Source organism: Wolbachia endosymbiont of Anurida maritima, from assembly GCF_042182995.1.
In the GTDB taxonomy this organism is placed as follows: Bacteria; Pseudomonadota; Alphaproteobacteria; order Rickettsiales; family Anaplasmataceae; genus Wolbachia.
On sequence record NZ_CP102058.1, the window covers coordinates 803,260 to 829,029 of the forward strand.

The following is a 25,770-nucleotide window of genomic DNA, read 5'->3' on the forward strand; positions in this document are numbered from 1 at the left end:
TAATTAAGTGTGATTATGTAATATTTTGCTTACATTAACAAAATTATCGAACGCTAAATCAGGCTTGAAAACTAACTCAGGTGTAAATCGCAAATCAACATAACACAGTATAGATTTACGTATTGACCATGCAGATTGGTTCATTTCATTAACAACAGTATTAATATCACAATTATTCTCAGAAGGATCTCCAGTGCGTCTTTTTTCTGAATCTGAGTAGTCAGCTATTTGAATATTCAATGAAGATAACACAATATATACATCTGCTTTTTTCAAATCTTTACTTAATTTTACGTCAGATACCGCTACATTTTTATTGAACACCTTACCTTCCATTAGGACTCTTGATATTGCTCTATGCAATACCGATGCTACCTTTAGGTTTCTAATTTCCTTTTTCATATCCAGCTACTATAACACCCTTTCTTCTTGCACTAATTGATAAGCTTCCAAAATATCTCCAACTTTAATATCGACATTACCCTCTAGTGATACTCCGCATTCAAAGTTTACACCTACTTCTTTAACATCATCTTTAAATCTACGTAGTGCTTTTAACTTTCCTTCATGCACCAATTTGCTATTGCGCACTACCTTAATTAAAGAATCTTTTTTTATGACTCCATCACTTACATAACATCCAATGATATTACCAGCTTTAGATACATTAAATATTTGCCTTACAGATGCAGAACCAACACGAACCTCTCGTGTAACAGGCTTTAACATTTTAGTTAAATACATTCTCATGTCGTCAATGAGCTCGTATATTATGTTATAAGTATGTATTTCTACACCTTTTTGTTTCGCCAAGTCCCTTATTTTTGAGTCCACTTTTACATTAAAAGCTAAAATTACTGCACTTGATGCTTCTGCAAGCAGCACATCTGAATCTGTTATCCCTCCTACTGCTTTGTGTAGGATATTTAATTTCACTTGGTCTTTACCGAGTTTATCAATTGAACTTGATATTGCTTCAATAGAACCAGTTACATCGCACTTTAAAACTACAGATAGTTCTTCTGTTTCACTGTCATTACGACTGAATATATCTAAATTATTGTCGCCCAAATCTTCTTTCTTTTTCTTGATCAACTCTAGCCTGTATTCAACAATTTCACGCGCCTGCTTTTCAGAATTTACAACAACAAATTTATCTCCAGCATTTGGCACACCATTTAGACCAGTAATTTCAATTGGAGCGGAGGGTAATGCTGCTTTTTCTCTTTGACCAAGCATACTACGTACTTTACTGTATGTTGTACCAACTACCAATATATCACCAACCTTTAACGTTCCTTCCTCAACTATCAATGTAGCTGATATTCCTTTCGCTTTATCTATTTTGGATTCTATTACCCATCCAAGTGCTCGACAATCTTCTATTGCTTCTAGCTTCATTAATTCAGCGATTAACAAAATCGTCTCTTCTAGTTTATCTAAATTAGTTTTCTTTTTTGCTGATACTGGCACAATCATAACATCACCACCAAGCTCTTCAGGGATGAGATCATATTGAGGCAAACTATTAATTATTTTTTCTACATCACCAGGCTCAGATTTATCAATTTTATTAATAGCAACTATAATAGAAACATTTGCTGCTTTTGCATGATTTATTGCTTCAACTGTTTGTTTCATGATTCCATCGTCAGCTGCAACTACTATTACAACTATATTAGTAATATTGGCACCACATGCACGCATCGCAGTGAACGCTTCATGTCCTGGTGTATCAATGAAAGTAATTTTTTGCTTATCTTTTGTTGTTATTTGATAAGCACCTATGTGTTGAGTTATGCCACCTGACTCTCTTTCTGCAACATTAGATTCACGAAATGCATCGAGCAATGAGGTTTTACCATGATCAACGTGTCCCATAAAAGTGACGATTGGTGGTTTAGGTTTTTTAGGCAGGCTTTCTCTGCCTTCTATAAAAAATAAATCCTTTTCTTTGTTGGCATCGCTCACTCGTTTGGCCGTATGATTAAATTTTTTCACTATTTCACATGCTATATCTGGATCCACCAGATCATCTACTCTATAACTCTCACCAACTTCTTCTTTGAACATTTTTAGCACACTCTTGCTATCTTCTGCCATACGAATAGATAACTCCCTGATAGTGATTTTGTCTGGTACAATAACTTCTCTTGATATATTTTTACCCTTAGTAAACTTTGACTTTCTACCTCTTATACCAAACCTTTGCTTAAATACAGGGGGTTGTTCAGTTTTTTCATCTATTGCCTGTGCAATTACCAGTTTAGAATGCTTAGAATATATATCTTTGTTGACTTTAAAAGACTTTTTATCGTTGTCCTCATGGTCAATACTATCTTCTTTTGGTTCAACTAAGTGGGTATTACTTAAAACTTGCTTATTTATTTCCTTAGATAAAGCGTCCGCTTCATTTTTCTCGTCAATCTCTTTATTGCTGTCTTCTTTTGCTGTTTTCTCTTTTTCTTCTCTCTGATTTCTTTCTTTCAGCAAAGCAGCATTCTGCACAGCATTAATGCGAAAAATTTGTTCTTTCTCTGTTAAAGAACCTAATTTACTCTCGTCAAATAAATTATGTTCTTCTGCATCATGAGATTTTTTTCTTCTTTTTTTTACTACTGTAGCTCCAGTACTTGGGCTAGCTGAAGAGTTTAAATTGAGGTCTAATTTAAGCTTGCTTAAGCCTTGGAGCGTTAATTTCTTATCACTGATATCTTCATTATTCATATTATTTTATTATATTAACCCAAGCTTTTTACGTGCTTCTATGATTATTGAATCTACTGTATCTTTTAGATCTTCTTTGCTATCTGATGAGGAAGAGAGTATGCTGCAAAACTCATAACTTGATAAATCTGCTATGTCCTCTAAAGTCTTAATATCATGCTTACTAAGAGCAATTTTATTGTCTATTGATAAAGTTAAATTGATTACATCATCCTCCATACCTAAACTTTTTAGCTCTTCTATTTTTCTATCATTTTCTGCTTTCAGGTACTTATTTGCTCTATTGTGAAGTTCGTTTGCAATATCTTCATTAAAGCCCTCTATTGAAGCAAGCTCTTTAATTGAAGCGCTAGATATATCTTCTACACTTGAAAAACCTTCTGTTACCAATAGCTGACCCATAATCTCTTCTAAGTTTAAAGCTTCAGCAAATAAAGCTGAACATTGACTAAGTTCTTTACTTCGCCTTTCTGATTCTTGCTGAGTGCTTAATATCTCAATTTTCCATCCAACAAGCTCTGAAGCTAATCTTACATTCTGGCCCTTTTTTCCTATCGCTAAACTCAATTGATCTTCAGCAACTATTAACTCTATGCAATTTTCATTTTCATCAATAATAACCTTCGATACTTCTGCAGGAGTAATGGCTTTAATAACAAATTGACCCAAATCTGAGGAGTAATTTATAACGTCAATTTTTTCACCATTTAATTCGTGTATAATAGTTTTCATTCTATCTCCCTTAACTCCAACACAAGCACCTACTGGATCAATGTTCTTGTCGGGAGAGAAAACGGCAACCTTAGACCTTGAACCAGCATCTCTAGCTATACCTTTAATTGTCACTAATCCGTCAGCAATTTCTGGTATTTCTTGATTTAATAATGCCTCCAAAAAGCCTTCATGAGTCCTAGAAAGAATAATTTGACGTCCATCATCAGAGCGCTTAACAGTCTGTATGTAAGCTTTAACCTTATCACCTTCACGAAATGATTCACCACCAGTTAAATTTCGCAATGGAAGATATGCCCTAGTGCCATTTATGTCTATAATAAGATCTGAATATTCTACTTGTTTAACAATACCATACCTTATTTCTCCCACTTTATCTTTAAACTCCTCATATTGCTTTTTTGACTCTTCATCTTTAATTACTTGAGCAATCTTTTGCTGGGCAATTCTTGCTGAAGCAAGATCAGTGTTAAGAGAGAGCAATTCACTAACAGTATCTCCAATTTTTGCATCTCCTTTTATTAATTTAGCTTGTGTAAGCGTAATTGATTCACACTCAGTATTTTCTTTTTCATTTGATTCATCATCAATAACTTTTAGTTTTCTATATGAAGTAACTTTGCCTGTGTTTCTATCTATATCAACTACAATTTTGCTTTTGCTACCATATTTTTGATGAGCCACTGCTTCTATAGCACTTTCCAGTGCCTTTATTACAACATCAAAATCTAAACCTTTTTGAAGTGAAAGCTCTCCTGCTGTTTTTATCACATCAAGGTTTCCAACTATGTTATTCTTGTTACTTTTCTGCTTAACACTGCTTTTACGATTAGCAATCATAATAAATAAATCCAATGTAATTAGTTATAATTATAGCTTCAACGGGCAAAGAACGCTATCCTAAATGTTAAATAATTGCTAATTTAAGTCAAGTTTTTTCGTGTCTTTGCATAACAAGCAACGCAGGAGTAAAGAATAAAGTTAAAGCCGTTGCAGCCAATATTCCACTTGCTATAGTTGTTGAAATATCAACCCACCACTGGCTTGATGGAGCATCATATGTGATTTGTAGCGTAAAAAAACTGATATTTAACCTAGTAATCATCGGTATTAAACCAAGAACTGTGGTTGCAACAGTAAGCAATATTGGCCTAACGCGAGAAATTGCAGCGTTTATTACACATCGCTTGATGTCATTTTTGTGTACCTTAATTTGGTGATGAAAGGCATCAAGCAATAGTATGTTATTATTCACTATAATTCCTGCCAAAGCAATTATCCCCACTCCACACATAACGATTACGAAAACTTGTTGAATAAGAAAGAAAACAAAAAACACACATGTTGTGGATAAAAACACTGCTGTCATTACGATAAATGTATGGTATACATTATTAAACTGTGTTACTAATACCAATATCATTAATGTAATCGCTAATATAAAAGCCTTTAACAAAAATGCTCCTGATTTTTGTTGATCTTCTTTGTCACCTTTAAAATCAATTTCTACTTCCTTGTCCCAATCCTGGGCAATAGAATTCTGAATGAATTTTACCCTTTCATCAACAAGATAACCAATATCCAGGTCAGCAGAGATTGTCACTGTGCGTGATCCATCAATCCTACTTAGTTTGTTTACCTTTTTTTCTGGAGCATATTTTACTATATTGCTCATAGGATACGGGCCGTTTACTGTATTGATAAAAAGATTATCTATAGTCTTCATGTTGCGATCCTTTCCAGGGAAACGAAGTACGATATCGATTTCTTCATCCGTGTTATTTGGTCTATATTTTCCAATCAACACTCCATTTGTAACCATCTTTATAAAATCGCCAATGGTTGCAACACTTACTCCAGAACTTGTAGCCTTACTCTTATCAACACTCATATTCCACTCTATTTCAGGTGCTGATCTGCTATCTTGAATATTTATAAACCCGGATGAAGGTTGGTCCATAATTTTTAGAATTTTCTCTGCTGCTAAATTCAGATTGGATGCACTTCCACTGAGGTTAATCTGTATTGGCTTATCAGCTGACGGTCCTGACTTTTCCTCTTGAACATCAATTATTACTCCTTTCATGTCTTGCACACTGCTCCTTATATCGCTTAATATATGCTTAGCTTTGCGCCTGAAGCGCCAATCCATAAGTTCTAGTTGAATTCTGGCGATAACGTTGTCTGAAAATGCTCCTGATCTAGCATAAGAAACATGAATTTCTTTTTCAACACTCAAAATGCGCTCTTCTACTTCTTTTAGTATCAAATCTCGTGCTTTGGCTGATAAGCTTTCTTTTGCTTGAACACTGATTAAAATATTATCTGAATCCACTTTCGGAAAAAACTTTACTCCAGGGCCAAAAGTAAAGTACAGCACACTAAATGAAAACAGGACGAATACAGTAGCACATACGAATTTTTTAGGATGATCTAAGACCTTTTCTAGCATTCGTACATAAGCTCTTATTATAGGTCCAGCGCTTTTTATCTCACAACTTTCGATAGCATTCATTTTTTCAATTTCTTCCTTTGAAGTTACTGATGGCTTTCCAAAGATTGCACCAAGTGTTGGTATAAAAACCAGAGCCATAATAAGCGATCCGGTTAAAGTTAAAATTATTGTAATTGGTATATACTGCATGAATTTTCCCACAGTATCAGGCCAGAGTAGTAAAGGAAAAAACACTGCTAATTTAGTTAACGTTGATGATAAGACCGGATAAAACATATCACGAACTGAAGTGTGAAAGGCTTCTACTTTGCCCATTCCGCAGATCATCTTTCTATCGGCATATTCACTGATCACAATTGCATCATCAACCAGCATGCCAACAGCCATAATTAAACTGAAGAGCACAACGATATTTAAAGTGATGCCCATAAAGTAAAGAGCTATTATCCCAATGAGAAAGGAACCGGGTATCGAGAGTGCCACAAGAATAGCAATCCTTGTTCCCATCGAAAGCATCATTATGATCAATATTAACAACACAGCAAATATTATGCCGTTTTCCAAGTCATCAAGCACATCGCGGACGTTTTTTGACTGGTCGTTTAAATACACCACTTTTAAATTTTTAGGTAATTGATCTTTTGCTTTATCCATTAAGTATTTTACTTGATTTACTGTGTCTATTATGTTTTTTCCGTTACGTTTTGAAATTTCTAGCACGACACTAGGTAATCCATTAATGCGAGCAAACCCTTGGTGATCCTCAAACCTAGGGTACACTTTTGCTATATCTTTGATTCTTAAAACTGCATCACCTTGAGATCTAATAGTAATATTCATAATATCTTCTATGTCTTTTAATAACCCTGATATTTTAATCGAATATTTACCGGTATCATTTTCCAGCGACCCAGCTCCCACTAGTCTATTATTGCTTGATATAGCTTGGAATATTTCGTTTGATTGAATGTTATATTTTGTTAGAACTGTGGGCTCAATTATAACTTCCACTGTTTCTTTACGCATACCCGCCACTTCAACTTTGAGAACATTTGGCAGAGATTCTATTTCTTTCTTTAGTTTGCGTGCTATTTCAGTTAAAGCTCTTTCTGGTAGATTACCAATTAAGCCAACATTTAATATGGGAAATAGACTCAAGTTTATTTCATTTATTATTGGAGATTCCGCTTCAACAGGTAACTTTGATTTTATGTTTGAAAGCTTTGAGCGGACGTTATCAAGCACTTCTTTATTATCATATTCTGTGCCGAATTTAAGTATTATATGAGCACCGTCATTAGTTGCAAAAGCTCTCAATTCTCTTACACCTTCGATGGATCTGAGTTCATTTTCTATAGGAAGCACTAATAGCTTTTCACTATCTTGAGCAGAAATTCCAGGAAGTCCAACGAACACGCTGATTATAGGAATTTGTATATCAGGGTTGCTTTCCCTTGGCATTTTTACATAAGCGTATGAACCGAAGATAAAAATTACTATAAGTAATAATACCACCGTCCTGTTTCGCTCTATGAGTAAGCTCTGCATGTTGAATGTTAACTGAATATGTGCGTTTGTACAATATTATAGTCGAGATACATTGCATATTAATTAATTCTTGTATAGCTTTAAAACTTTACGCAAATAATTAAAATTTTTACAAAGTTGCAAGTATAAGAAAATTTCTGTATAATAATTCTAGAACAGTATTTGAGAGGTTATTATGGTGGCAATTTTAAATGTAACAAAAGGCAAGAATAAAGTTATTACATCTGGGTTAGCTGGAGCTTTATCAGCTTTAATATTTTTAACAGCAATTCACATTGCTGCAAAGATAGCCATTATCGTTGCTGCTGCTGCAGTTACTTACTTATTACTTTCATTGATTCATAAAATAAGAACTAAAAAAGAACAGCCTGCTGAAATTACTGGTGTTTCAGGAGATAAAGTTTCAGAAGATGAAGGGTATAGCAGTGTTGATGAAGGTGAAGAAAAAGATACAGAAATATCCGCAAAAGAACCAGAAAGAACTGAAGCTGAGCTAGAAGAAGAAATAATAAGGAAAAGAGCACAAGAACGCATGGAGAAAGGATCACTTGGTGGCCCTATAAATGCGTTTGGCGAACCAATTCATGTGACTATAGATGCTGAAAATAGTAATCCTGTTGATTATACAAAAACTATGGTAGTGCCTGAGAAAATTATTCTTGGCATGCCAGATGATAAAACTCTTACACAAAATAGCTCTAGCTCTATAAAGAATCAGATAAAATCTCTTCCTAAAAACATGGATGTATCTGATAATCCACTTCCTAAGCAGCCATCGAGTGACCTTACCAATGTAGGGCTTAAGTCTAAAAGCACGCAGAAACTATCTGCTGCAGACTTGCTATTACAGTGCGAAAATGTAGATAATGATGTAAGAAAAATGTTAGAACAGCCAATTACCCAAAAGGGGTTTAACGGATTAGGATTTGATAGATAGTTGTTATATTAACCTCTTCATCTTATATTGCGGATCAGATGCAATGCCGTAGACCCTATTTGGCGGAGCAATTTTGTTCTCTATACCAAAAACTATACCTTCAATTATTGCTGTAAGTACTTTTTCAAGGTTACAGTCTACTCCGGGAACGCGGTGCTCCAGGCGGCATCTTTTGAAATCGTTGCCAAAATAGGGAATTCTGATCGCAGCAGTTCTGTTATTTACTCCCCAACTAATCGTAGTTGGAGTATGAATATCCGGATACTGAAATCTTAAATATGAATCATCATTTGGAGCAAAAAACAACATATGTTTTTTCATCATTGCACATAATCCGCCAATACTATGAATCAAATAATCACTATACTTTTGCTCATTGATATAAAATAAGTTATCGTTATTTGAATTCACGAGATTAACATGCACATTTAATGCACTGCCTGCTCTATCCAAATAAGGCTTTGCTTTAAAAGAAACGTTCCCACCAAGTTTTTGTGCTACTTCAGTAAGTAATTGTTTTGCTAACTCAAAATGCTTAATTAAATTGTCGGAGTTCGTATAACAACCACTTTTTATCTCATATTGATGTGTAGAATTCTCTTTCTCGCAAGAAAATTCAAGAGATGCTATTTTATTTTTGATGCTACTCAGAAACAAATATTCTTTTTCTATTCCTTCAATGTAAAACTCTAGTTCAATACCGAATACAGCATAACAACTCAAATTATTTAATATAATCATAAATTTGCTTCAGTAAATCTATATTAGGTTAGCTATATTTATATGAATACTTTACTTATTTGCCAGTAAATTTAACATCTTATTTATACATAATGTATTACTGTTTTTAATAGCATGCTTCTAATCCTCGATACAAGCGACATTTACAAATTTTTTATCTTTTTGAAATAAAAATGATCAATTTTAGTGTTTTTATACCCTTTACAACTCATCAAAAAATCACCATAATTTTTAGTATGTATTAAGTAATATTAGCTTTTCATTTTGCAGTAAGCTGTTGATTATCTTGCATCTTTCTGATTATTGCTTTTTTCTTGGTGTGGTATATGAACTTAACTAGCCCTAAGGTTTCTACTATGTTTTTTGATCAGGTTATTACAGTAACGGATCACAATGTTACTTGGGAAAAAATTCAAAGTTGTCTTTATAATCTCTATGGAGAAGCAACATATAACAGCTGGCTGAGTTCACTAAAATTTGTCAGTAGCAGAAGTGGGGAAGTTCTTTTATCCGTGTCAACAAGGTTTATAAAAGAGTGGATTACAGTTCATTACATAAAAAAAATATTATCATTATGGCAAAGCGAGGATCAAAGTATATGTTCTATTGATATTCAAGTAATTGAAGAAAGGAATTCAAATTCTAATGTTATACTAAAAAACAGAGAGGAAAGTAATCATAATCTTGGTTCACCACTGGATCCCAGATTCACTTTTGATAATTTTGTGGTAGGAAAGTCAAATGAATTAGCATTTACAGCGGCAAAGCGTGTAGCGGAATCTATAGATCCAATATCAGGCAGCAATCCTTTGTTTCTATATGGTGGAGTGGGACTTGGTAAAACACATTTAATGCATGCTATAGCTTGGCACATAGTCAATTCCCCATCAGCAAAAAGAAAAGTGGTATATCTATCAGCAGAGAAATTCATGTACCAATATATTACAGCGCTGCGAAGCAAAGATATTATGTTATTTAAAGAGCAATTTAGATCAGTAGATGTATTGATGGTAGATGATGTGCAATTTATCAGTGGTAAAGATAGCACACAAGAAGAATTTTTTCACACTTTCAATGCATTGATAGACCAAAATAAACAATTGGTCATATCAGCTGATAGGTCTCCTAGTGATCTTGATGGAGTGGAAGAAAGAATAAAATCACGACTCGGTTGGGGGTTGGTGGCAGATATTAATGAAACAACTTTTGAATTAAGACTTGGTATATTGCAGGCAAAAGTGGAACGGATGAATATGTATGTTCCGAAAGATGTCCTAGAGTTTTTAGCAAGGAACATAAAATCTAATATAAGAGAATTAGAAGGAGCATTAAATAAGGTTGCCCATACCTCGTTAATCGGAAGAAGTATGACGGTAGAATCAGCTAGTGAAACCCTAATCGATCTTCTTAGGTCAAATCATAGGTCAATCACAATAGAAGAAATACAAAAGAAAGTAGCTGAATTTTTCAATATAAAGGTTGCAGATATGCAATCCAATAGAAGGCTTCGCAGTCTTGCAAGGCCAAGACAAATAGCTATGTATTTTGCCAAAAAATTTACGCAAAAAAGCCTACCAGATATTGGAAGAAGTTTTGGTGGCAGAGACCATGCTACTGTTATACATGCAGTAAAGCAAGTAGAAAATTTTATAAGAACCGACTCAAAATTTGCTGATGAAATCAATCGATTAAAAAAAATGTTTAAGTAGCGTTTTTAAAATAGCTAATAACAAATCCTAAAATGGTATCTCTTGGCCGCTAACACGTAGCGGGATGACGGTTCTTCAAATCTTCAAGGTGTCATCCCAGTGCGTGACACTGGTTTACTTTACGATGATGTCATGAAAGTAGCTAAGAGCCTGTTCATAATCTTTTCAGAAGTAAGGCAATGAAAGCCAGAACGACAATTTGTAGGCTAGTATTGAGTTTACGCTCGCAATTTTTCCACAACCGCCTACACTTTTCCAACCAAGCAAAAGAGCGCTCAACGACCCATCTCTTTGGCAATACAACAAAGGTATGTAATTCACTTCGTTTTATTACTTCAACGGTTGCACCGATAGTCGTTTTTATTTGAGTTGCAAAATTTTCTCCTGTGTAGCCAGCATCAACCAGTATATTTTTAACTTCAGAGAGGTTTTCTTTAGCATTTTCCACCATTTCCACAGCACTAGTTGCTTCTGCCGTTGTTATATGAATTGCATGCTTGCGTATCAACTGCAATATGACCCTGAAATCTTTTTGTCTGCATCATAGCCTTTTTCTTCATCAGTATCTGCATTTTTTACACTCTGTGCATCAATTATGCAGAAGCTGTTTCCGACCATTGTTTTGTCGCAACTATTTTTTTTAATACCAGCTCCAGAACACTTTCTTTATTTGCATCTGGTTTTTCACTCCACTTCTTAAAGTAGTCGTAACAATTGCGCCATTTTGGAAACTCTTTTGCTCCACTGGCAGCCACTTTTTAAGACGTATAACACTCCACAAAATACATCATATAAATCAAGTGTTCTTGGTTTTGTCTTCTTCCTGCAAGATTCGAGATCTTCTACAATAATCTCAAACTTCTCTCGACTTATGTCACTTGGGTATAAACTTCTCATATATCCTAATTCATTTATATCATCTCCTAGTTTATTCCTTTCTTGAGATCACGTACAGGCTCTTAGCTCTTATCTATATCTCAGTCCCACCAACAGTTATTGCGTCGACTTTGAGTGTCGGCTGACCAACTCCAACGGGCACATTTTGTCCATCTTTTGAGCATGTGCCAACACCAGGATCTAACTTTAGATCATTACCAACCATAGATACTTTTTTCAACACTGTTGGACCATCACCAATTAGTGTTGCCCCTTTGACTGGCTGTGTAATTTTGCCATTTTCTATTAGGTAAGCTTCCGAAGATGAAAAAACAAATTTTCCTGACGTTATATCAACTTGTCCACCACCGAAATTTACTGCATACAGACCTTTCTTTACGCTAGATATTATTTCCTCCGGTGCATGTTTTCCAGGCAACATATAGGTGTTTGTCATGCGCGGCATAGTAACTTCTTTATAACTTTCCCTTCTACCATTACCAGTTGGATTTACACCCATGAGTTTAGCGTTCATATGATCCTGCATGTATCCTTTGAGGATCCCATCCTCTATCAATATATTATAACTGGGTGGAGTGCCTTCATCGTCTACGCTGATAGAGCCACGCAAATTAGGCAGAGTTCCGTCATCAACTACTGTGATGTCACTAGCTGCTACTTGTTTACCCACAGAATTTGAAAATGCTGAGACTTTTTTGCGATTGAAGTCGCCCTCAAGTCCATGACCCACGGCTTCGTGTAACAATATTCCTGGCCAGCCTGGACCTAAAACGACTGTCATTTCTCCAGCTGGAGTTGGAATTGCTTCAAGATTTACCAGTGCTTGTTTTAATGCTTGGTTTGCAACTTCTTTCCACTTTTTCTCAGAAACAAACTTACTATAAGAGTCCCTTCCACCATGCCCTGCAGAACCTCTTTCGATTTGACCATTTTTTTCTGCAATAACTAGTACATTAAAACGTACTAGAGGCCTAATGTCACTTAATCTGTGATCACCCTTTATTATTTGTACAACTTGCCATTCTCCACTTAAAGTTATTTTTACTTGCTTCACGCAGTTATTTTTAGATCTTATATATTCGTTAACCTCATTGAGTAGTTTAATCTTTGAATTCAGATCCATTTCATTTATGGGGTTAATCCTCGAATATAGGCTTGTTGTCTCTTCATTCAAGTTTATTGAATTTTTTTTATTTAAAGACACTGAACTTTTTACTATAGAAGCAGCATTACTAATTTCCTTTTCGCTAATTTCAGAAGAGCAAACAAAAGACGTACTATCTTCACAAAAAGACCTTAAACCAAACCCCCTTCTGGTATTCAAATCCACGTGTTTTAATATGTTATCATCAAAAAGCAGAGACTCTGACTGATAAAATTCTAGAAACAGCTCACCACCATCGCTATTGCTCAAAGCGTTATTGACTATTTTATATACGTTATTAATATTAACATTGTTTTGAGCGAAAAATATTTGGTCTAGATTTGACATTACCTTTGAACTAAAAATTGTTTAAGTATATTATTTAATTTAAACACAGTAAACTATAAAAAGCCCGGGTGGCGGAATTGGTAGACGCGCTAGCTTCAGGTGCTAGTAACTTTTCAAGTTGTGGAAGTTCAAGTCTTCTCTCGGGCACTCTATATTGCTTGTTGAATTAATTAATGCTATAATATGACGTATTAGGTAATATTTATGCTATGTGTTATGAAAAAGATAAGTTAGCCTACAGAAAGAAGGTACGAACTTACTCGAAACGCTTAGTTACTACACTATCTACCACCTTTTTTATTGGATATATAGCAGCATCAGTCTTTAGTATTCCTGTTTTAGGTCTGTATTTTAGTATTGCTGGCACTATATTAAGTGCACTTTCATCTACCTTAAACATATGGTCACTAACTGATCATTTTAGGCAGCGTAGTCTTAACAAGCAACTCGGTGTAAAAAACACTCCTGGACAAGAAAAACTAACAAAGATCTGTCTTGATATCACATCTGGCACTTTATTTTTAATAGGAGGAATTACATCTATATTGCCCTTTGAATCTCCTATCATCCCCTGGATTTCTACTACCTTTTTCATTCTAGGCTGTGCTTTTATGGCAACTAATCTCGTTCGAACTATGATTAGTGAGCCACAAATAGACCAAAATAATAATAGACTTTGCGTAACCATATAACATTGGGAATAGGAACAAAAAAACTTACTTGACAAGCTTCGCCAGCTCCCTTATCATGAAACTGAAGCTATTTATTTATCTTCTCTGTACAGATTAAATGACAAAAAAACTCACGTATCTGGCGTCTCATGTTTAATTTTTTGCACTATGTGCACCTTATGTCTTTATAAAACTTCTAGGTTTTTACCTAATATAAGCTGAAATGCGCTTATAAAGCATTTAAAACATTAAAAAACGCCAACTTAAAAAATGGATAGTGAATAATTAGCTACCCTAGGGTTTCTTTTGCCTTTTTTTCTGTTTAGTAAATTTCTTAATGTTTATAATTTAGATTAGTTGCGGTTTAAAAGCAGCTGAATCGCGGTTATTAAGCGTTTAGAATAAAAAAACGCCATACTTGAAAGTATAATGTAAGTAATTAGCCAACCACGGGGCTTCTTTTGCCTTTTTTTTCATTTGGTAAATTTTTTAATATTTATACGGAAGGTGTCATCCCAGTGCGTGACACTGGGATCTCATTTCGTAACTTCATAGTATAAATTATTGCAAATTGTATCTATTTGCAAGTATATAAATATAATAATTTTGCATAAAAATTAGATCCCAGTGTCACGCACTGGGATGACAGAAGAAGGTGCTGGGATGACATTATAGGAGCACTGGGATGACAGGAGAAGGAGGCTACTTGCATGACACCATTCTTTTTCCTGAATTCCAGTGTCTGGGCACTTGGATGACGGGAGAAGGAGCTACTTGGATCCTGGAGGGTGCAATTATTGTGCATGAATTTAAATGGCACAACTTATGACAATTATCTTCGCACCACAACGCTTGTGAGACTCAGTGTACATTTACTTCGCCTATTTGGCTAATTTTTGTTACAATTACAACAAAATAATTTTGGCTTTGATGAAAACTGTATATGTATGTCAATCCTGTGGTCATAGCACTGGTAGGTGGGTAGGAAAGTGCATCGCATGTGACAATTGGGATACAATTGTTGAGGAAATAGCAGTAAAAACGGGCAAAAGAAGTATATCTGCGCCAATTTTAATAAAGACGTTATCGGATAGCGAAATTATCATTCCAAATCGTTTTCTAACAGGAATAGAAGAATTAGATAGAGTTTTTGGTGGGGGTATCGTTCAAGGTGCTAGCATTTTAATTGGTGGCGAACCTGGAATTGGGAAATCCACCCTTTTGCTTAGAATTGCAGCTAATGTTGTGCAACTTTCCTCTTTTGAATGTCTTTATGTATCTGGCGAGGAATCTTTAGAGCAAGTGAGCCTCAGAGCAAAGCGTCTTAAGATAAATGAACCTAAAATTAAGCTTTTATCTACAGTGTCTTTAACTGATGTAGTAGCAACAATAAAGGAAAACAAAAGTATTAAATTCTTAGTAATTGACTCTATACAAACAATGTATGATAGCAGAATTACATCAGCACCAGGCACTGTAACTCAGGTTCGTACTTGTGCTCATGAATTAACCATTCTTGCGAAACAATATGGTATTTCTCTTTTAATAGTTGGTCATATAACTAAGGATGGACAAATAGCTGGACCTAAAACTTTGGAGCATATGGTGGATACGGTATTATATTTTGAAGGTGAAAACAGTAATCAATATCGCATTTTGCGTACTATTAAAAATAGATTTGGCCCTGCAAATGAAATTGGTGTTTTTGAGATGTCTGAAGCAGGACTTGTGCCTGTTGATAACCCATCATCATTGTTTCTGATGGCTCATGACAGAGAAGTAGTTGGCAGCGCCGTATTTGCAGGAATTGAAGGTTCAAGACCAATTTTAATGGAAGTGCAAGCATTAATAGCAGGGACTAATATGGCAACCCCAAGAAGGGCAGTAGTTGGGTGGGATATTAATCGATTGGCTATGATCATCGCGGTGCTGAATGCTCGTTGCAAAATGTTTTTGCATGATAAAGAGGTATACCTAAACATTGCAGGGGGACTCAAAATACAGGAACCATCGGCTGATCTTGCTGTTGCTGCTTCTCTTATTTCAAGTGTAGTAAATTTACCGCTGCCAACTTCTTCAATAATCTGCGGTGAAGTTGCACTTTCAGGAGAAATTAGGAATGTCTCGCATGCTGATCTCAGACTAAAAGAAGCACAAAAATTAGGATTCAAAAAAGCAATTATGCCTAAAAATGGTAATTACTCTTCTCATGATATTGAGATAATCAAGCTTAGTCACGTAAGGGAATTAAGAGAAATTTTTAATTACGATTAAATAATGCTTCAGCAAATTCTTTGCTAGTAAACTCCCTTAAGTCCTCTATACTTTCGCCAATTCCTATAGCATGTAACTTTATCTTATAAACTTCTGCAAGTCCAATTACTACTCCGCCTTTAGCGGTGCCATCTAGCTTTGTTACGATTAGCCCGGTAACATTGACCATCTTACTAAATGCCTCTAATTGGCTATAAGCATTTTGGCCGGTAGTTGCATCAAGAACTAAAATAACGTCATGAGGGGCAGTGTCATCCAATTTCTTTATCGTTCTATATATTTTTGATAACTCCTCCATAAGGTTCACATTATTTTGCAGCCTTCCTGCTGTGTCAATTAAAACAACATCAACGTTATCTTTTATAGCTTGGCTTACAGCTCTATATGCCACACTTGCAGAGTCGCTACCGTACTCTCCAGTAACAATGGAACAATCAGAACGTTCTGCCCAAATATTTAACTGCTCACTAGCAGCAGCTCTAAATGTATCGCATGCAACAAGCATAACGGATTTTCCCATTTCCTTGTATTTATATGCAAGCTTACCTATAGTTGTGGTTTTACCATTACCGTTTACTCCGCATACCATTATTATGTGTGGTTTTTTATCCAAAATGAGCGGCTGCACAACAGGGTTTAATATCGCTTCTATTTCGCTCATTAACTGCTGTGTGATAACGTTGTGCTCAACTTCTGATTCGAATTTGATACTTGCGAGCTTATCAATAAGCAGTCTAGAAGTTTTATGACCAATGTCCATGCTAATTAGCAATTCTTCTAGCTCGTCTAAAAGCGACTGATCTAATTTTTNTTTGCCAGAAAAAATACTTTTCACCCCGTCGCTAAAGCGAGAAGAAGTTTTTAACAGGCCTTTATAAAGATTACCAAATAAACTCAAGGGAATACTCCTTTTTAAATTATAAACTTAATGACAACATAGATACGCTGGTTGTAAAGAAATACACGTATTATGTGTATTTGTAAAGTTAAACAGTCGTTTTACGGGAATTTTGAAAGTAAAATTCCCGTGATACTAGTGTATTTTACTTTAGTTTTTAACCTAAATATGTTATAATGTAGAATAGCGGTTCACAGGTAATTTTATGAGTTATAATGAGAAAATTTTAGATCATTACGAAAATCCAAGGAATGTTGGCTCTCTGGATAAAAATGATCCAAATGTTGGTACTGGTTTAGTTGGTGCACCATCGTGCGGTGATGTAATGAAATTGCAGATAAAGGTCAATGACAAAGGTGTTATTGAAGATGCAAAATTTAAAACTTTTGGTTGTGGTTCTGCCATTGCTTCAAGTTCCTTGTTAACAGAGATGATAAAGGGAAGAACCACCAGTGACGTTACACAGATAAAGAATACTCAAATAGTGGAAGAGTTGTCTTTACCTCCAGTGAAGATACACTGTTCGGTGCTTGCTGAAGATGCTATAAAGGCTGCTATTCATGATTATCAAAGTAAACAAAAGAATTAAGAAGCTACGAACATGGGTGAATATCAAGAAGTAGGCGGAGGTGAAACTGTAAAAAAGAATAAAAAACTTATCACTATAACTGCGGAAGCAGTAGAAAGGATAAGGTATTTATTGGACCAAAAGAAGCATACTAACCTTGAAAAACCGGAAGAAGCAATAGGAATAAGAGTGCTAATTAAGCAAAAAGGATGTTCTGGTTTAAAATATGATATTGAATATGCATATGATACTCGTCCTTTAGAGTCGATAATTGAGGAAAATTGTAGTGATGGCCAAAAAGTTAAAGTGTTAATCGATCCAAAATCCGTCATGTTTATTCTTGGCTCTGAAATGGATTATGTAGAGGAAAAATTCTCATCAGGTTTTATTTTCAAAAATCCTAATGAGAAAGGAAAATGTGGTTGTGGAGAGAGTTTTCATGTCTAGCAACCATTTCACATTATTTGGAATTGAACCGGCTTTTAACATCAGCTTTGATGAGCTGGAGAAAAAATATATTGAGCTAAGCAAAACTGATATAAATGAAAGAGAGTCCAAAAATATGGAAAATATCAACAAAGCTTATCAAGTGCTAAAGTCACCTCTAGAACGTGCTGAGCATTTGTTGAATCTTTTTGACGTACAAAGCAAAAAAGAGCATCTTGATCCTGAAATATTAAATGAATCAATGGAAATAAGAGAATACTTTCTAGACTGCGATGATTTACAATTTGCAAGTAGGATGATTGATGAAAAGGTAAAAGATTGTACTAAAAACCTAATTAATGCTTTTGCTACAAAAAATTTTGATGAAGCTGCTACGCAAGTTTTTAGATTGAGATATTTATATAAGTCATTTGAGGAGATGAAGGAAAATGCGGCCAGTTCAAATTTCTGAACCAAGTTCNNAAATGAGGTAGTTTTTGGTATAGATCTTGGAACTACTAACTCTTTAATTGCCATGGTAAATAAAGCTGGCAATGTAGAAATATTTAAAGATGAGCAAGGTCGTGAACTATTACCTTCTGTCATTTCATATGAAAAGGATGTACTAAAAGTAGGCTGCGATGTTGGCGAAAACGCTATCTGCTCTATAAAACGCTTAATGGGTAAAAGTGTTAAAGACTTGCATAAAGAAGGTATCAATTGTGAAATAGATAACGAAAGTGAAAAAGTTATTAGGGTAAAATGCTCAGAAGAAAAGTATCTTACTCCTATTGAAATCTCTGCTGAGATATTAAAAGCTCTATGTGAGAGGGTAAAAAAATCCACAGGGCTAAAAGTGAAAAAAGCAGTGATCACTGTGCCAGCTTATTTTGATGATTCAGCACGTAATGCAACTAAATATGCAGCGAAATTAGCTGGTATAGAGGTTTTGCGCCTTGTTAATGAGCCAACCGCTGCAGCGCTTTCTTACTCCATTGAAAAGAACAATAATAGCGGCATATATGCAGTTTATGACCTCGGTGGCGGAACATTTGATATTTCAATATTAAAATTGCATCAAGGAGTGTTTCAAGTTCTTGCGGTTGGTGGTGACACCAACCTCGGCGGTGATGATTTTGATCATTTGCTGAGTTCAATCGTGCTCAGTAAGTATAGAGAAAAGACGGCTAAGCAACTAAATTCCTTACTTATCGAATCACGCTCTGTGAAAGAGCACCTAAGCAATCACACTATAGATATCTTCGAATTTAATGTTAACGGCAAGCCATTTAAATGCGAAATTACTAGAGAAGAATTCGAGCAGGCAATCAGTTCTTTGGTCAATAAGACTATCAATATAGTCACTCGTACTATAAGCGATATAGATCTTAAAATTGATGATATAAAAGGAGTAATTTTAGTTGGTGGTGCAACTAGAACACCATTGGTTCAAAATTCACTAGTCAAACTCTTTGGAAATAAAGTACTGAATGACGTGGATCCGGATAAAGCAGTTGCCATTGGGGCAGCTCTGCAGGCTCATTATTTAACTTCAAATTCAAAAGATAGGAATATTCTCCTTGATGTTCTACCCTTATCACTTGGTATAGAAACTATAGGAGGCATAGTTGAAAAAATCATATTAAGAAATACGCCACTACCAATTTCAGAAAAAAGGGAATTTACAACTTACGCTGACGGACAAACAGCAATGAAAATTCACGTTTGTCAGGGAGAACGTGAAATGATAGAGGATAACAAATCTCTAGTGCAGTTTGAACTAAAAGGTATACCGCCACTGCCTGCAGGTTCTGCAAGAGTTGAAATAGAATTTACAGTCAACATTGACGGTATATTGACTGTTACTGCGAGAGAAAAAACTACCCAAATTGAGCAAACAGTTGAAATAAAGCCAAGCTCTGGCTTAAGTGAAGCCGATATTCAAAATATGGTTAACCAGTCAATAAACAGCTTTGATGAAGATATGAAGGCTCGTTCCCTTGCAGAGGCGAAAATTAATGGCAATAAATTCATACATTTAGTTGAAAACGTTTCCACTGATCAAAAGTTGAAAATTTTATTACAGAACGCAAAAAACGCTTTACAGGGAAACGACTTAGACAACATTAATAATGCTGTCGCTGAGTTAAAAAGTTCTGCTTTAGAATTATGCGAATTAGTAGACAGATAGAGTTTACACAACTTTGTGCAATATCCTGTCAAATCTCAGAGCAATAGGTAACCTGAAATTAAATGGTAGCCAATCAACTTTACCTAATTTAAATGATAAACCAACCATGCCCACACGCCCGACAATATTTTCTGCTGGTATGAACCCAATTTCAGGAAACCTGCTATCCAAAGAATTATTTCTATTGTCTCCCATAACAAAAAATTGATCGTTAGGTACATAATAAACCGGAGTGTTATATGATAGCTTATTAGAAATGTTATCTACCAAAATCTCATGTTCCTTGCCACTTAAAAGCGTTTCTATATATCTTGGTATGTTACGATTTGACTCATAATCAAAAAAACTTTCAATTTGCCTTCGCTCTACTTTCTGATCATTTAGGTATAATTCTCCCTCTATCATTTGCACTTTGTCACCTGGTGTTCCTATTACTCGCTTAACAAACCTGATGCTGTCATTTCTCGTGGGTTTGAAAACTACTATGTCGCCACGCTTTGGAGGGGTATAAAAAATCCTGCCGCTAAAAATGTTTGGAGAAAATGGAAATGAGTGTTTACTGTAACCGTATGAATATTTACTAGCAAAAATGTAATCCCCTTCAAGTAGGGTGCTTTTCATTGAACCAGAAGGTATATGAAATGGCTCGAATAAAAAACTACGTATTGATAGCGCAATCAACAGTAAAAAAAAGAATGAAGATAAAAACCTTCCCGTTCTTATCACCCAGTTTTTGCTTAGTTCTTCCAACTTTGTTTTTCTTATAAATTAAGCTTATTATAATACATAAATTAAAAAATGGTAATATGAAATTTTGCTTGTGAATGTTATTCCTCTATTCAAAACGATTTTGGTTCATTTCTTTCAACGGTGTTATGAAAGTAGCTGACACTGGTTCCTTTATGACGGCAGTACCTTCTCCTGTCATCCGAGTAGCCTCCTTTTTTGTCATCCCAGTGCCCTGACTACTTGGATCCAGTTTCACCTTATGATGGTGTCATTCCAGTCTGGAATCCAGTTTTCCATATAATCTCATCGAAAACGTTGTAATCACTTTCTATGCTAGTTTACAAGCAAACTTTCCTGGATCCCAGACTGGGATGACAGGGAAAGGAGGCTACTTTCATGACATCGTTTACTATGTAACATCTCATCATATCACAATGTTCGTACAGTTGTGGCGGTATAACGTAGAAAAACTGTTAACTTAAATCTATATTGACATGTCCCATTTTACGCTTATCTCTAACCTCTTTTTTCCCATATATGGTTAAACTAGCTTTTTCGTTACTCAAATACTTATGAGAATCATATATATCATTACCTATTATATTTTTCGTCATACAAGGAAAGCGTAATACTACTTCCTGCATAGGTAGCCCGCATATTATCCTAACCAGCTGTTCAAATTGACTAACGTTACATGCATCCAAGCTCCAGTGGCAAGAATTGTGAGGTCTTGGAGCTAGTTCATTAACTAACAACTCGTTATCTTTAGTAACAAAAAATTCAATAGCCAGAATTCCTATTACATCGAGCGCATTTGCTATTTTCTTTGCAGCTCGTTGTACCTCTTGAGTTAATTTGCTATCTATTTTAGCTGGCACTGTTGAAGTATCAAGTATTCCGTCAATGTGGTAATTTTCTGCTATAGGAAAAAAAGCTACTTTACCGTTTTTATCTCTTGCAATAACTATTGAAACCTCTTTCAGTAAATCAACACTTGCTTCAAGAATGTACTCTGTATTCCAATCAAAGGAAGCAAATTGCTTCACTTCAGAATCATTCTTAAGCACATATTGCCCTTTTCCATCATAACCCATTTCTGTTGTTTTCAGCCTTGTTGGATAGCCAAAAGCTCTGCTGCTTTTCAGTAGCTCATTATAGTTTTGTATACTCTTATAGTTAGCAGTTTTTACACCCAAGTTTTTAATAAAATCCTTTTCTCTCAATCTGTTTTGCGAAATGTGTAACGCTTTTTTACCCGGATAAAAATTTACATCGATATCAATTGCACTACATGGAATATTTTCAGACTCAATAGTGACCAAATCCACACTCTGTGCAAAAGATTCAAGCGCTTTCTTATCAGAGAAATCTGCTATTGTGAAATCATCAGCAACAGAGCAAGCCGGATCGTCTTTAGCACTGGCAAAAACATGTGTTTTTTGTCCAAGTTTTGTTGCAGCGATAGCAGTCATTTTACCTAATTGTCCACCACCTATTATTCCTATTACTTTTTTGCTAAGCACATCTGGTTCATTCATACTATAAATTGATATTTCCTAATTAAAGTATACTTGAAAAATCTATGAAAAAAGTATATAATTAGGATATTATCTTCTTATCATGAATATTCTATAATGATAGAATACACACTAACTACCAACTTTGTTGAAGTTACAGTTTTACCAATTTACATTGAAGAGCAATCCATTCCTTATGAAAATTGCTATGTATGGATGTATAACGTTAAGATAAAAAACAAAAGCCAATCAACTATTCAATTGTTAAGTCGTCATTGGCAAATAATAGATTATAAGGGAAAAGTAAATGAAATTGCCGGAGTTGGTGTTATCGGAGAACAACCTGTGATAAAATCTGGAGAGGTATTTAAATACACAAGTGGAACATACTTAAATGCACCTTCAGGAATAATGCAGGGTAAGTATGAATTTCTGAATGAAGAAAGCATAAAAGTTTTTGAAGTTATGATACCACCCTTTTCTTTGGATAGTCCATACATCAAAACTAGACCCCATTAACTATCAAAATAGTTTATTTTTTATCCTTATCATCAAGTGTAAATAAGGTTATTGTAGAGATTAAGCCTATTATAACTATTATTAACGAAAATGGGGCAGCTTCCCTATAGCGCTCATCGCTTACAAGTTCATATATTCTAGTTGATATAGTTTCAAAATTAAATGGTCTTATAATGAGTGTTGCTGTGAGCTCTTTGATAGTATCCATAAATACGAGCAAAAATCCCGATAATATACTCTTCTTGATGAGAGGGATATGAACATTCAAACATGTGGAAATAGGCCCATGACCCATAGTATATGCAGTCCACTCAATTTCATTTGGTGTTTTTTTGAGCCCTGACTCTACCGCCTTGAAAGATATAGCAAAAAAACGAAATAAATATGAGTAAATTAAAGCACCGATAGTTCCTACTAAGCTAATTTCCACAACATATTGAGTAATGAAAGAGGATATTCTGCTTAAAAATATTATTATACTAATTGCGATAATTGCATTTGGAATTGCGTAGCCTAAAGAAATGAGACGTGCTACATTATTGATTACCTTATTTTTACGCGCCGTATATCCAATCATTATTGCAATGCTAATTGAGATTAATGCGGTGATAAATGATAAACTAACGCTATTTGCTATTATGTTATAGAATCTTGCTTCGTATATGAAAAACCCCTTCTCTATGCTCCAATATATGAGCGGAATAATTGGCAAAATAAAACCTATTAATATCGGCAATACACACATAAGATAAGCAAAGATCAACGGTATAGCGCCACTTATACTCCGTTTGTTGTGATAATCTGAATTGGTATTGATTGAAGAGTAGGATATTCCTTTTTNTTGTAGTTTCTTTTCGATAGCTATTAGTATCACAACGAAAATTAATTCTGCAACTGCTAAAACAGTGGTTGAATATTTGTCATGCAGTAAGAACCAGGTGCGATATATTCCTGTCGTAAAAGTATCGATAGCAAGAAACTGTGGTGTGCCGAAATCTGTAATTACTTCCATTAGTACCAAAGACAACCCAGCTATAATCGATGGGCGTATGGAGGGTATGATGACAGAAAACAGGCTCTTCAATGAGGAGAACCCAAGCATTGACGCAATAGTGACTGAGTTACTAACATTCTTTAGACTTGAGCGGACTAACATATAAACGTATGGATATAGGCTAAATCCCATTACTAATATTCCACCACCTAGGGATTTTATTTCAGGAAACCAATAGTCACCTTTGCTCCAATCTAAAATGTCTCTTAATGAGCTCTGCACCGGACCTGAAAACTCTAGCGTATTTACATAGACGAACGCTACTATATATCCAGGAATCGATATCGGAAAGAATAAAGCAATCTCAAAAATTTTACTTCCAGGGAATGAAAAAAATGTGGTGAGCCAAGCTGGAATTACTCCAAATATGAAGGATATTCCCCCCACTCCTATCATCAAAATTAACGTACTCAGTATATATTCAGGGAAAAGTGTGCTGATTACCCATCCGGAATTTGCTGTATCTGTAAATAGAATTGATATTAATGATAATATTGGACAGAGGAATAATATACTTACTAGAAATAAGAATATATTTTTAAATACTCTCAAAAACATTAATTTGAATCTATATTTGATATTAAAATGTTATATGTAAAAACTGAAGATATCCAGTAATTAACAGCTGATCTATTGAATATCTTGATAATCTCATATATTATATTTTAAGTTTATAGATTAGTAACCATGAGCTTCATCATTGCAACTTTCTATCATTTTGTAGAACTTTCTAATTATTATGACATGAAAGACGAAATAAAAGCTGCATGCAACAACGTTGAGTTAAAGGGCACTATACTCCTTGCAGAAGAGGGTGTTAATGCAACAATATCTGGTAAAAGAAACGCGATTGATGAAATATTTGATTTTCTACATTCTGATTATAGGCTGAAAGACCTTACATGGAAAGAAAGTGCAGCAGAGTATCAACCATTTGGTAAGATGAAGGTAAGGTTAAAAAAAGAGATTGTGAATCTTGGTGTAAGCAATCTTGATATTTTCCTTAGGGGTAAATACGTTAACCCAGAGCATTGGGATGATTTTACTTCTCAACCTGACGTTTTAGTAATAGATACACGAAATGAGTATGAAGTGAAGTTAGGCAAGTTTAAAAATGCAATCAACCCACATACTCAGCGTTTTCGCGATTTTCCTCAGTGGGCAAAGTCTCTCTCTGAGAGTAAAGACCTGAAAGTAGCTATGTACTGCACTGGTGGAATTAGATGTGAAAAATCAACAGCATATATGAAAAGTCTTGGATTTAACGATGTGTACCACCTGAAAGGCGGCATTCTTTCTTACCTTGAAAAAACTCGTAATGAAAATGGTAATTGGAAAGGAGAATGTTTTGTTTTTGATGATAGAATTGCTGTTGATAACTCACTTACTCCAAGCAACACAATAAAATGCATACTCTGCTCAAATCAAGTTTCAACTGATGAACTGAAGTCAGTTCCACGTGGCCAGGTGGTTTGCTTTAATTGTAAANNTCTTCAGACATTGAACATGTGCTATAGCTTCACCTCCGTCATCCTATGGTTTGACCCATAGCTGTATAAATATTTGTTTCGAAAACAGTATGTTAAATGTTATAGCCGGTTTTGCCTCGAACACAAAGATGACCTTACCCAGATGGTATGAATAGTTATTGCTTGGCTGGAAGCATGAGAAGATAATAGCTTCTC

Annotated in this window: 19 protein-coding genes, 1 tRNA gene and 2 pseudogenes; 11 read left to right on the top strand and 11 right to left on the bottom strand. The window is 35.0% G+C overall.

Translation table 11 applies throughout. The features are described 5' to 3' along the window. Nucleotides 1-3: 3 nt before the first annotated feature. From NOX90_RS04445 to NOX90_RS04460, 4 genes are all read right to left on the bottom strand, one after another. On the bottom strand, nucleotides 4-402 hold the full coding sequence (locus NOX90_RS04445) for a ribosome-binding factor A (protein WP_375603688.1): 399 nt from the start codon (nucleotides 400-402) through the stop codon (nucleotides 4-6). 9 nt (nucleotides 403-411) lie between these two features. Further along, nucleotides 412-2,727 (bottom strand): translation initiation factor IF-2, encoded by a 2,316-nt coding sequence (gene infB / locus NOX90_RS04450; RefSeq protein ID WP_375603689.1) that lies wholly within the window; start codon nucleotides 2,725-2,727, stop codon nucleotides 412-414. 9 nt (nucleotides 2,728-2,736) lie between these two features. Beyond that, nucleotides 2,737-4,299 (bottom strand): transcription termination factor NusA, encoded by a 1,563-nt coding sequence (gene nusA, locus NOX90_RS04455; protein ID WP_375604607.1) that lies wholly within the window; start codon nucleotides 4,297-4,299, stop codon nucleotides 2,737-2,739. Nucleotides 4,300-4,387: 88 nt separating this feature from the next. Continuing rightward, a complete protein-coding gene (locus tag NOX90_RS04460) occupies nucleotides 4,388-7,462 on the bottom strand; it encodes an efflux RND transporter permease subunit (protein ID WP_375603690.1) in 3,075 nt (1,024 codons plus the stop codon). Between the two features lie 175 nt (nucleotides 7,463-7,637). Between NOX90_RS04460 and NOX90_RS04465 the strand changes: the two genes are divergently transcribed. Next, nucleotides 7,638-8,399: a hypothetical protein gene (locus NOX90_RS04465; RefSeq protein WP_375603691.1), complete on the top strand. Its 762-nt coding sequence runs from the start codon at nucleotides 7,638-7,640 to the stop codon at nucleotides 8,397-8,399. Nucleotides 8,400-8,402: 3 nt separating this feature from the next. Here the strand turns inward: NOX90_RS04465 and NOX90_RS04470 are convergent, their stop codons facing one another. Continuing rightward, the gene (locus NOX90_RS04470) at nucleotides 8,403-9,140 is read right to left on the bottom strand and encodes a glutamine synthetase (RefSeq protein WP_375603692.1); all 738 of its coding nucleotides are present in this window, start codon (nucleotides 9,138-9,140) and stop codon (nucleotides 8,403-8,405) included. 326 nt (nucleotides 9,141-9,466) lie between these two features. On the opposite strand from NOX90_RS04470, the gene dnaA reads away from it, so the two are divergent. Continuing rightward, complete coding sequence (gene dnaA / locus NOX90_RS04475; RefSeq protein WP_375603693.1) at nucleotides 9,467-10,849, top strand: chromosomal replication initiator protein DnaA; 1,383 nt, start codon at nucleotides 9,467-9,469, stop codon at nucleotides 10,847-10,849. 154 nt (nucleotides 10,850-11,003) lie between these two features. On the opposite strand, the pseudogene NOX90_RS04480 reads toward dnaA, so the two are convergent. Then, nucleotides 11,004-11,746 (bottom strand): annotated as a pseudogene (locus NOX90_RS04480) (IS5 family transposase). A 73-nt stretch (nucleotides 11,747-11,819) separates the two neighbouring features. Further along, complete coding sequence (gene tldD / locus NOX90_RS04485) at nucleotides 11,820-13,238, bottom strand: metalloprotease TldD (RefSeq protein ID WP_375603694.1); 1,419 nt, start codon at nucleotides 13,236-13,238, stop codon at nucleotides 11,820-11,822. 62 nt (nucleotides 13,239-13,300) lie between these two features. On the opposite strand from tldD, the gene NOX90_RS04490 reads away from it, so the two are divergent. From NOX90_RS04490 to radA, 3 genes are all read left to right on the top strand, one after another. Continuing rightward, a tRNA-Leu gene (locus tag NOX90_RS04490) sits at nucleotides 13,301-13,385 on the top strand. Between the two features lie 62 nt (nucleotides 13,386-13,447). Continuing rightward, nucleotides 13,448-13,930 (top strand): hypothetical protein, encoded by a 483-nt coding sequence (locus NOX90_RS04495; RefSeq protein ID WP_375603695.1) that lies wholly within the window; start codon nucleotides 13,448-13,450, stop codon nucleotides 13,928-13,930. Between the two features lie 909 nt (nucleotides 13,931-14,839). Then, a complete protein-coding gene (gene radA / locus NOX90_RS04500) occupies nucleotides 14,840-16,183 on the top strand; it encodes a DNA repair protein RadA (protein WP_375603696.1) in 1,344 nt (447 codons plus the stop codon). Here the strand turns inward: radA and ftsY are convergent. Further along, complete coding sequence (gene ftsY, locus NOX90_RS04505; RefSeq protein ID WP_375603697.1) at nucleotides 16,170-17,081, bottom strand: signal recognition particle-docking protein FtsY; 912 nt, start codon at nucleotides 17,079-17,081, stop codon at nucleotides 16,170-16,172. The two genes, radA and ftsY, sit on opposite strands and share 14 nt — an antisense overlap. Nucleotides 17,082-17,286: 205 nt before the next feature. On the opposite strand from ftsY, the gene iscU reads away from it, so the two are divergent. The 4 genes and pseudogenes from iscU to hscA all read left to right on the top strand — a co-directional run bounded on the left by iscU (nucleotide 17,287) and on the right by hscA (nucleotide 20,266). Beyond that, nucleotides 17,287-17,670 carry a Fe-S cluster assembly scaffold IscU gene (iscU, locus tag NOX90_RS04510; protein ID WP_375603698.1) on the top strand — a complete coding sequence of 128 codons (384 nt, stop codon included), beginning with the start codon at nucleotides 17,287-17,289 and terminating at the stop codon, nucleotides 17,668-17,670. A 12-nt stretch (nucleotides 17,671-17,682) separates the two neighbouring features. Further along, on the top strand, nucleotides 17,683-18,096 hold the full coding sequence (locus tag NOX90_RS04515; protein ID WP_375603699.1) for a HesB/IscA family protein: 414 nt from the start codon (nucleotides 17,683-17,685) through the stop codon (nucleotides 18,094-18,096). Continuing rightward, nucleotides 18,089-18,547 carry an iron-sulfur cluster co-chaperone HscB C-terminal domain-containing protein gene (locus NOX90_RS04520; protein ID WP_375603700.1) on the top strand — a complete coding sequence of 153 codons (459 nt, stop codon included), beginning with the start codon at nucleotides 18,089-18,091 and terminating at the stop codon, nucleotides 18,545-18,547. The genes NOX90_RS04515 and NOX90_RS04520 overlap by 8 nt, the downstream gene beginning before the upstream one ends. Continuing rightward, nucleotides 18,525-20,266 (top strand): annotated as a pseudogene (gene hscA / locus NOX90_RS04525) (Fe-S protein assembly chaperone HscA). Before NOX90_RS04520 ends, hscA begins: the two are co-directional and overlap by 23 nt. A 3-nt stretch (nucleotides 20,267-20,269) precedes the next feature. Here hscA and lepB read toward each other — a convergent pair. Together lepB and NOX90_RS04535 are read right to left on the bottom strand one after the other, a co-directional pair. Next, entirely contained in the window at nucleotides 20,270-21,016 is a 747-nt protein-coding gene (gene lepB / locus NOX90_RS04530) for a signal peptidase I (protein WP_375603701.1), read from the bottom strand. Between the two features lie 452 nt (nucleotides 21,017-21,468). Further along, complete coding sequence (locus NOX90_RS04535; protein ID WP_375603702.1) at nucleotides 21,469-22,533, bottom strand: 5-(carboxyamino)imidazole ribonucleotide synthase; 1,065 nt, start codon at nucleotides 22,531-22,533, stop codon at nucleotides 21,469-21,471. Between the two features lie 96 nt (nucleotides 22,534-22,629). On the opposite strand from NOX90_RS04535, the gene apaG reads away from it, so the two are divergent. Further along, nucleotides 22,630-23,031, top strand: coding sequence for a Co2+/Mg2+ efflux protein ApaG (apaG, locus tag NOX90_RS04540; protein ID WP_375603703.1), 402 nt, complete (start codon nucleotides 22,630-22,632; stop codon nucleotides 23,029-23,031). A 13-nt stretch (nucleotides 23,032-23,044) separates the two neighbouring features. On the opposite strand, the gene NOX90_RS04545 is transcribed toward apaG, so the two are convergent. After that, nucleotides 23,045-24,643, bottom strand: a complete 1,599-nt coding sequence (locus tag NOX90_RS04545; RefSeq protein ID WP_375603704.1) for an ABC transporter permease — start codon at nucleotides 24,641-24,643, stop codon at nucleotides 23,045-23,047. Nucleotides 24,644-24,772: 129 nt separating this feature from the next. On the opposite strand from NOX90_RS04545, the gene NOX90_RS04550 reads away from it, so the two are divergent. Beyond that, a complete protein-coding gene (locus tag NOX90_RS04550; RefSeq protein WP_375603705.1) occupies nucleotides 24,773-25,636 on the top strand; it encodes a rhodanese-related sulfurtransferase in 864 nt (287 codons plus the stop codon). The last annotated feature ends 134 nt before the right edge of the window (nucleotides 25,637-25,770 follow it).

What these genes read in the sequence shown, in the direction of transcription:
- NOX90_RS04445 (WP_375603688.1), bottom strand. Translation starts at nt 402, where the DNA reads ATGAAAAAGGAAATTAGAAACCTAAAGGTAGCATCGGTATTGCATAGA.
- NOX90_RS04460 (WP_375603690.1), bottom strand. Translation starts at nt 7,462, where the DNA reads ATGCAGAGCTTACTCATAGAGCGAAACAGGACGGTGGTATTATTACTT.
- NOX90_RS04465 (WP_375603691.1), top strand. Translation starts at nt 7,638, where the DNA reads ATGGTGGCAATTTTAAATGTAACAAAAGGCAAGAATAAAGTTATTACA.
- NOX90_RS04470 (WP_375603692.1), bottom strand. Translation starts at nt 9,140, where the DNA reads ATGATTATATTAAATAATTTGAGTTGTTATGCTGTATTCGGTATTGAA.
- NOX90_RS04535 (WP_375603702.1), bottom strand. Translation starts at nt 22,533, where the DNA reads ATGAATGAACCAGATGTGCTTAGCAAAAAAGTAATAGGAATAATAGGT.
- iscU (WP_375603698.1), top strand. Translation starts at nt 17,287, where the DNA reads ATGAGTTATAATGAGAAAATTTTAGATCATTACGAAAATCCAAGGAAT.
- infB (WP_375603689.1), bottom strand. Translation starts at nt 2,727, where the DNA reads ATGAATAATGAAGATATCAGTGATAAGAAATTAACGCTCCAAGGCTTA.
- NOX90_RS04520 (WP_375603700.1), top strand. Translation starts at nt 18,089, where the DNA reads ATGTCTAGCAACCATTTCACATTATTTGGAATTGAACCGGCTTTTAAC.
- tldD (WP_375603694.1), bottom strand. Translation starts at nt 13,238, where the DNA reads ATGTCAAATCTAGACCAAATATTTTTCGCTCAAAACAATGTTAATATT.
- dnaA (WP_375603693.1), top strand. Translation starts at nt 9,467, where the DNA reads ATGAACTTAACTAGCCCTAAGGTTTCTACTATGTTTTTTGATCAGGTT.
- nusA (WP_375604607.1), bottom strand. Translation starts at nt 4,299, where the DNA reads ATGATTGCTAATCGTAAAAGCAGTGTTAAGCAGAAAAGTAACAAGAAT.
- apaG (WP_375603703.1), top strand. Translation starts at nt 22,630, where the DNA reads ATGATAGAATACACACTAACTACCAACTTTGTTGAAGTTACAGTTTTA.
- NOX90_RS04515 (WP_375603699.1), top strand. Translation starts at nt 17,683, where the DNA reads ATGGGTGAATATCAAGAAGTAGGCGGAGGTGAAACTGTAAAAAAGAAT.
- NOX90_RS04495 (WP_375603695.1), top strand. Translation starts at nt 13,448, where the DNA reads ATGTGTTATGAAAAAGATAAGTTAGCCTACAGAAAGAAGGTACGAACT.
- radA (WP_375603696.1), top strand. Translation starts at nt 14,840, where the DNA reads ATGAAAACTGTATATGTATGTCAATCCTGTGGTCATAGCACTGGTAGG.